The following is a 7,022-nucleotide window of genomic DNA, read 5'->3' as shown; positions in this document are numbered from 1 at the left end:
GGAACGCGCCAAGGCGTCACGACGTCCGCCGGACGACCACGCACCGATTTTCACGCACACAGGGTGTCGCCGTCAGGCGACCGGATTACTGACCCGAACGGCGAAGTCGTCACAGTAACCACCCGATCCGGCGGTGGGTTCACCGCGGGCTTCCTGCGGCCGCGTGCACCGCCTGCCGTCGTCGAACTGCCCGTACCCGCCCAGTCTTCGCCGCGACGGACCATCCTGCGACCGGGGCTGATCAGGCGGGGTTGCGGGGTGCCGCTGTCTCCGGTCGGTGCGGTGCCGCCACCTCCGGTCCGTGCGGTGCCGCCACCTCCGGTCCGTGTGGTGCCGCTGTCTGCGATCCGTGCGGCCCGGGCACCCCGGCAGCCTCGACTCGCCGACGGCCGACGACGCGTACGGACCGGCGGGCAGCGGGCACCGACCGGTCGATGAACGATCAACCACCACTCGTCCCGTACCGGGCGAGAGCCTGGTGAACTCCCGCTGTCATCGGCCACCGGGCCGCAGTCGCACCTCCAGCATGTGGGCAGTCCCCCGCACTGGAGGTGCTCATGTCACGGTGGAGATCCGCTCTCACCGCACTGCCCGCAGCCGCCCTCGCCGTCGCCGCACTCCTCATCGCCCCCGGCCCCGCCCACGCCGCCGCGTCGGACCCGGAACTGGCCTACCGCTGGGCCCCGGTCCACTACCAGGACACCTCGTCCGCGTACTACACCGCCGACTACCTCGCGCCGGTCGACTACGACGGCGACTGGAACACCCTCGACAACTGGGAGCAGCTCGACGCCCACGCCGGACGCCTGTCCGGCACGGTCTACTACTCCGTCGCCGAGACCAGCACCCACTGGTACCTGACCTACGCCTTCTTCCACCCGCGGGACTGGAAGGACTACCCCCTCAACCTGTTCTCGCACGAGAACGACATGGAGGGACAGCTGGAGGTGATCCGCAAGGACGGCAGCGCGTACGGAAGCCTCGAGGCCGTGGTCACCCTCGCCCACGACAACTTCTACTCCTACACCCCGCCGGGAAGCCCCTTCACCGGCGGCCAGGAGAACATCGACGGCACCCTCGTCATGCAGGCCTTCGACGGGGCGGGCCACCCGGCCAGCTTCCAGGAGGCCCGCGGCCACGGCGCGTACGCCTGGGACGGTGCCGCCTTCCCGGGCGGCGACGGCATCGTCTACCGGCCCAGCCGCGGTGCGGGATCGGTGCCGAGCGGCGGGAACGACCGCAACGCGACGTACCAGCTCGTCGACATCATGGCCGGCGGCGGCCTCTGGGAGCGCCGTGACAACGCGGAGACGTACGCCTCCTGGGGCGCCTTCCGGGGTGACAACGGCAAGGACAACGCGGCGCACGCACCCTGGGCCTGGGACGACGCGAACGACGGCAGCGCGCTGCAGCCCGGCGTGATCGTCACCGACCCCGCGCTGCTGGTCTCGCAGTACTTCGCCAACACCGGCAGCCTGGATCGGAACTACCTGCGCAACCCGTACCGCTCCTGACGACCGACGGGACAGGTCCCTGACGACCGGCGGGGCAGGTCCCTGACGAGCGGCGGCCGGCCCGGACCGCGAAGCGGCGCCGCACCCGTACCAGCGGGGTGCGACGCCGCCCGGGCTTTCGACGGCCCTCCGACGGGGGGCCTGGCCATCACCCGGAGTGAGCTGGCAGGATCGCGGCCATGTCCCCGGCACTTCCTCGCCTCACCCGACGCCGCCGCCGCGCCCTCCAGGGCTCCGCGGTGCTCGCCGTGGTGTGCGGGCTGCTGCTGTGGTGGCTGCTCCCTGTGGGGGAGAGCTCCCCGAGCGGGCGCCTCATCTTCAGCACGGGCGTGAAGACCGGCGTCTACCAGCGGTACGGCGAGCTTCTGGAGGGCGCGCTCGCGCGCGATCTGCCCCGGGTCTCGATAGATCTGCGGACCAGCGAGGGCTCGCAGCAGAACCTCGCCCGTGTCGCGAACGGCGAGGCCGACTTCACCATCGCCACCGCCGACGCCGTGGCGAAGTACCAGCGGGACGTCAGGCCCGGCGCGAACCGGCTGCGCGGCTGCGCCCGGCTGTACGACGACTACGTGCAGCTCGTGGTCCCGCAGAGCTCGTCGGCGCAGACGCCGGCCGATCTCCGCGGCAAGCGGGTGGGCGTCGGCCAGGCGGGATCAGGCGTGCGGCTGATCGCCGAGCGGGTGCTGAACGCGGCGGGCCTGGACCCGGCGGAGGACATCACTCCGGTCCCTGCCGGGATCGACACCATGCCGGACCTGCTGGAGCGGGGCGACCTGGACGCCTTCTTCTGGTCGGGCGGGCTGCCCACCAGCGCCGTACAGATGCTGTCCGAGCGCTTCCCCATCCGGCTGGTCCCGCTGGACGAGAAGCTGATCGACCGGCTCCATGACGAGGGGGGCGGGGCGACGCGCTACTACCGCTCGGCCGTGGTGCCCGCCGATGCCTACCCGCGCATCGCAGGCGCTGCTCCGGTGGAGACCGTCGCCGTCACGAATCTGCTGGTCACCACGACCGGCGCGGACGCGGAGCTGACCGAGCGCCTCACCCGCACCGTGATCAACAGCCGGGACCGCATCGGGCGTGAGGTGCACCCGGCGCAGCTGGTGGATCTGCGGACGGCGATCTACACGGACCCGCTGCCGCTGCACGAGGGCGCGCGGCGGTACTACCGCTCGGCCAAGCCGTAGGGCCGTCTTCCGGATCCGGCCCTTGGGCTCGCGTGCCCCGGTACGCGCTCCCAGCTCACCGCTCCCTCAGGAACCGTTCACCGCGCGGTCGCCTCGGCGGGGTCCACCGGTCCACGACCCGCCGGGCACGTACGCGGGAGCGTGAGTGTCACGCGCAGCCCGTGCGGCTCGGCGTGGGCGAACGAGATCGAGCCCCCGGCGGCCGAGAGCAGTGCGCGGGTTATGGAGAGGCCGAGGCCGGAGCCCTTCACGTTCTGATGGCGGTTGCTGCGCCAGAAGCGGTCCCCGACACGGCCCAGCTCCTCGTCCGTCAGCCCGTGACCCCGGTCGGTGATCACGATCGTGGAGGTCTCGCCGTCCGCGGAGACCGCGACGGTGACCTCCTCTCCCCCGGGTGTGAACTTCAGCGCGTTGTCGATCACGGCGTCGAGGGCGCTGGAGAGCGCCACGGGATCGGCCCAGGCGGTCACCGCCGGGCCCTCGCCGGTCAGCAGCACGCCCTTCTCGTCGGCGAGCGGCCGCCATGCGGCGACCCGCTCGGCGGCGAGCGCGCCGATGTCGGTGAGCCGGAGGTCCGCGGAGGCGTGCTCGGCCAGCGCCAGGTCCAGCAGATCGTCGAGGACCTGGGCGAGGCGCTTGCCCTCGGTGCGTACGGAGGCGATCTCCTCGTTCCCCTCGGGGAGCTCCAGCGCGAGGAGCTCGATCCGCAGCAGCAGGGCCGCGAGCGGGTTGCGCAGCTGGTGGGAGGCGTCGGCGACGAACGCGCGCTGCTGCTCCAGCACCTCTTCGACGTTGTCCGCCATCTCGTTGAACGAACGGGCCAGCCTTCGCAGCTCCGGGGGCCCGCCGGCCGCGGCGACGCGCGAGTTCAGGCGTCCGGTCGCGATGTCGTGGGTGGCGGCGTCCAGGACCCGTACCGGCCGCAGCACCCAGCCGGTGAGCCGCACCGCGGCGCCGACGGCGAGGAGCATCGCCGCGGACTCACCGGCGGCGATGAGCAGCCAGCCGGTGAGGATCCGTGAGCGCAGCTGTCCGGTGGGCGAGTCGGTGACGACGACCGCGACGACGTCGCCGTCCCGTACCACCGGCGAGGCGACGACGAGCCTGGCGCCCTCCTGCCAGGGCCACACCTGGGGCGGATCGTGACTGCGCCGGCCCAGCAGCGCTTCCTGGAAGGCCCTGCGGCCCTCGCCCTCCTCGGGGATCTCCCAGTACTCGGGTGCGCGGGCCATGGCCGCGTCGCTGCGGTAGAAGACACCGGTCCGCATCCCGTACACATCGTGGTAGCGGCTCAGTTCCTCTTTGAGCGTTTCGCGCCGTTCGTCCTGACCGGAGAACCCGTCGGTGACGAACTGGGCCTGCGCCGCGAACCGCGCGGCGTCGTCCATCCGGTCCACGACGACGCCCTGCTGCTCGGCGGCGGCGAGACTCACGGCGAGCGGGAAGCCGAGCGCGAGCAGCACGCCCGCCATGAGGACGATGAGGAGCGGAAGAAGGCGGGTACGCAACGGAAGCGGCCGCCCTTACGCGGCGGGCGCGACCAGGCGGTAGCCGACGCCGCGCACGGTCTCGATCAGGGCGGGCATCCGGAGCTTGGAGCGCAGCGACGCGACGTGCACCTCGAGCGTCCGGCCTGTGCCCTCCCAGCTCGTGCGCCACACCTCGCTGATGATCTGCTCACGGCGGAAGACCACGCCGGGGCGCTGGGCGAGCAGAGCGAGCAGGTCGAACTCCTTGCGGGTCAGCTGGACGGCGATGCCTTCGACGCTGACGCGACGTGTGGCGAGCTCGATGGTGACGGCACCCAGCCTGAGGGCGCTGTCGGCGGCCGGAGCCGCCTCCTCACCGGGGGCGGTGCGCCGGCTCACGGCATGGATCCGGGCGAGCAGTTCGCCTGTGTCGTACGGCTTCACCACGTAGTCGTCGGCGCCCAGGTTCAGTCCGTGGATCCGGGACCGTACGTCCGAGCGCGCGGTGACCATGATCACCGGGGTCGAGGTGAGCTTCCGTATCTTTCCGCAGACCTGGTAGCCGTCCTGGTCGGGCAGTCCGAGGTCGAGGAGCACGACGCCGAACGGCGCTTTGCCCTCGGCGGCCGCCGGAAGCACGGCCTGCAGCGCCTCCTCGCCGTTGCGGGCGTGCGTCACGGAGAAGCCGTGCCTGGCGAGCACCGCGGACAGGGCCGCGGCGACATGGTCGTCGTCCTCGACGAGCAGCAGTCTCATGGCCCCCCTCCGGGCAGAACTCAGGGCGTAGCTCTTGCGTGTGTACAGGGCATGAACGCCGATTGCCGCCCGGTCAGTCAAGAGGCATCTCGTTGCATGGGGGTTTCCGTTACCCACCCGGTACGGCGAGCGCCGCCCCGTTCACCCAGAGTGTCCGGTTGCGGCCGGATCGTTATGCTCAATTTCAGCTCAGATGTACTGACGCTGATGGCACCGCGTGCTTAGGGTCCTCCCAATCGAGGAGGACGGAGCAAGAAGCCGATGAGCGGAGTATCAGTGACCAAGGGTGCGGAGGATGCCGTACCGGCGGCGGCCGACCTGGTCGTACTGAACAACGTCAACAAGCACTTCGGCGCGCTGCATGTGCTCCAGGACATCGACCTGACGATCGCGCGCGGCGAGGTCGTCGTCGTGATCGGACCCTCCGGGTCCGGTAAGTCCACGCTGTGCCGCACCATCAACCGGCTGGAGACGATCGACTCCGGCGTCATCACGATCGACGGCAAGCCGCTGCCCCAGGAGGGCAAGGAGCTCGCCCGGCTGCGTGCCGATGTGGGCATGGTCTTCCAGTCGTTCAACCTCTTCGCGCACAAGACCGTGCTGGAGAACGTCATGCTGGGCCAGCTCAAGGTCCGCAGGGCGGACAAGAAGGCCGCCGAGGAGAAGGCGCGTGCGCTGCTCGACCGGGTGGGTGTCGGCTCCCAGGCCGACAAGTACCCGGCGCAGCTCTCCGGCGGTCAGCAGCAACGCGTCGCCATCGCCCGGGCGTTGGCGATGGATCCGAAGGTGATGCTCTTCGACGAGCCCACCTCCGCCCTCGACCCCGAGATGATCAACGAGGTGCTCGAGGTCATGCAGCAGCTGGCGCGCGACGGTATGACCATGGTCGTCGTCACGCACGAGATGGGCTTCGCGCGCTCGGCCGCCAACCGCGTCGTGTTCATGGCGGACGGCAAGATCGTCGAAGAGGCCACGCCCGACCAGTTCTTCAGCAACCCGCGCAGCGACCGGGCGAAGGACTTCCTTTCGAAGATCCTGCACCACTGAAGCGGGCCCTTTGAACCCGGCCCGTCCTGGGCATCGTTGGCCCTGGACAGGGTTCTGCTGACCGCCCACATCACGTCTAACCAAGGGAAGTTCACCATGAAGCTCCGCAAGGCCTCCGCCGCCGCCGCAGCCGCCGTCGCGCTCGCCCTGACCGTCACCGCGTGCGGCTCCGGCAAGAAGGACGACTCCGCCGGCGGTTCCACGGGCGGCGGCGACAAGATCACGATCGGCATCAAGATCGACCAGCCCGGTATCGGCCTGAAGACCCCGGACGGCAAGTACGTCGGCTTCGACGTCGACGTCGCCAAGTACGTCGCCAAGGAGCTCGGCTACGAAGAGGGCGACATCGTCTTCAAGGAGACGAAGAGCGCCGACCGTGAGACCGCGATCGAGCGCGGCGACGTCAAGTTCATCGCCGCCTCCTACTCGATCAACGACAAGCGTCTGGCGAAGGTCGACTTCGCCGGCCCGTACCTGCTGGCCCACCAGGACATTCTGGTCCGCGCCGACGACAACACCATCACCAAGCCCGAGGACCTGAACAAGAAGAAGCTCTGCTCGGTCACCGGCTCGACCTCGGCGACCAACGTCAAGGAGAAGCTCGCCCCGCAGGCCCAGCTGCAGGAGTTCGGTGGCTACTCCGAGTGCCTGACCGGCCTGGAGAACAAGGTCGTCGACGCTCTGACCACGGACGACTCCATCCTCGCCGGCTACGCCGCGCAGGAGGCGTTCAAGGGCAAGTTCAAGCTCGCCGGCTTCAAGATGAGCAACGAGAACTACGGCATCGGCCTCAAGAAGGGCGACGCCGAGCTCAAGGACAAGATCAACAAGGCGCTGGAGAAGATGGTCTCCGACGGCTCTTGGCAGAAGGCCGTGGACGCCCACTTCGGCCCGGCCGGCTACAAGAGCGAGCCCGCGCCGAAGATCGGCAACATCGTCAAGTGACCGCGGGGCCTGTGAGGCGGGCTGGACGCAGGGGGGGTGGCGGGGCAAGGCCCTCTCCCACGCGCACGCGGCGGAGTAGGGGGGGGTGTTTTCAATTTTTGGGC

Annotated in this window: 6 protein-coding genes; 4 read left to right on the top strand and 2 right to left on the bottom strand. The window is 70.1% G+C overall.

Annotated elements, in window-relative coordinates; genetic code table 11:
* Nucleotides 1-557 precede the first annotated feature (557 nt).
* The gene (locus ACFV9O_RS30520; protein WP_385423461.1) at nucleotides 558-1,514 is read left to right on the top strand and encodes a hypothetical protein; all 957 of its coding nucleotides are present in this window, start codon (nucleotides 558-560) and stop codon (nucleotides 1,512-1,514) included.
* A 179-nt stretch (nucleotides 1,515-1,693) separates the two neighbouring features.
* Complete coding sequence (locus ACFV9O_RS30515; RefSeq protein WP_385423459.1) at nucleotides 1,694-2,701, top strand: TAXI family TRAP transporter solute-binding subunit; 1,008 nt, start codon at nucleotides 1,694-1,696, stop codon at nucleotides 2,699-2,701.
* A 77-nt stretch (nucleotides 2,702-2,778) separates the two neighbouring features.
* Here ACFV9O_RS30515 and ACFV9O_RS30510 read toward each other — a convergent pair whose 3' ends face one another.
* Together ACFV9O_RS30510 and ACFV9O_RS30505 are read right to left on the bottom strand one after the other, a co-directional pair.
* The gene (locus tag ACFV9O_RS30510; protein WP_385423457.1) at nucleotides 2,779-4,209 is read right to left on the bottom strand and encodes a sensor histidine kinase; all 1,431 of its coding nucleotides are present in this window, start codon (nucleotides 4,207-4,209) and stop codon (nucleotides 2,779-2,781) included.
* Between the two features lie 15 nt (nucleotides 4,210-4,224).
* Nucleotides 4,225-4,926, bottom strand: coding sequence for a response regulator transcription factor (locus ACFV9O_RS30505; RefSeq protein ID WP_385423455.1), 702 nt, complete (start codon nucleotides 4,924-4,926; stop codon nucleotides 4,225-4,227).
* A 261-nt stretch (nucleotides 4,927-5,187) separates the two neighbouring features.
* On the opposite strand from ACFV9O_RS30505, the gene ACFV9O_RS30500 reads away from it, so the two are divergent.
* Together ACFV9O_RS30500 and ACFV9O_RS30495 are read left to right on the top strand one after the other, a co-directional pair.
* Nucleotides 5,188-5,973 carry an amino acid ABC transporter ATP-binding protein gene (locus tag ACFV9O_RS30500; RefSeq protein WP_385423453.1) on the top strand — a complete coding sequence of 262 codons (786 nt, stop codon included), beginning with the start codon at nucleotides 5,188-5,190 and terminating at the stop codon, nucleotides 5,971-5,973.
* Between the two features lie 96 nt (nucleotides 5,974-6,069).
* On the top strand, nucleotides 6,070-6,918 hold the full coding sequence (locus tag ACFV9O_RS30495; RefSeq protein WP_385423451.1) for a glutamate ABC transporter substrate-binding protein: 849 nt from the start codon (nucleotides 6,070-6,072) through the stop codon (nucleotides 6,916-6,918).
* Nucleotides 6,919-7,022: the final 104 nt, after the last annotated feature.

This window comes from Streptomyces sp. NPDC059909 (assembly GCF_042730885.1).
Lineage (GTDB): Bacteria > Actinomycetota > Actinomycetes > Streptomycetales > Streptomycetaceae > Streptomyces.
Note: the sequence above shows the minus strand (reverse complement) of the source record. Positions and strands in the feature narration are given on the sequence as shown.